Here is a 262-nt window from a genome sequence, read left to right as displayed (position 1 = left end):
TAACAATGCAAATGGGAATTACAAAGGGAAGAAGAATTATTCTTTCACGCTTTCCGCCTATAATGCAAATGGTGAAACGATTCCGACGGCACCCTTTAACCCAACGTTCCATGAAGGCGCAGAATTCCTTGGAACAGAAGAATACTGGTCTATCATTGATATCCCAAGCGGCCAGTTAAATGGTGCGACAGGCAATGTTATTGTGAATGAAGAAGACCTGTCAATTGACGGACGCGGACCGGGACTTGGCTTATCGAGAACC

Annotated in this window: 1 protein-coding gene; it reads left to right on the top strand. The window is 45.0% G+C overall.

What is annotated here, in order from left to right; all coding sequences use genetic code 11:
• Positions 1-262, top strand: a 262-nt coding sequence (locus CF394_RS07475; RefSeq protein ID WP_133079811.1) for a hypothetical protein, incomplete at both ends; no start/stop codon positions are given.

It is taken from the genome of Tetzosporium hominis, from assembly GCF_002265435.1.
Classification (GTDB): domain Bacteria; phylum Bacillota; class Bacilli; order Bacillales_A; family Planococcaceae; genus Chryseomicrobium; species Chryseomicrobium hominis.
This window is presented reverse-complemented; position numbering and strand designations above follow the sequence as displayed.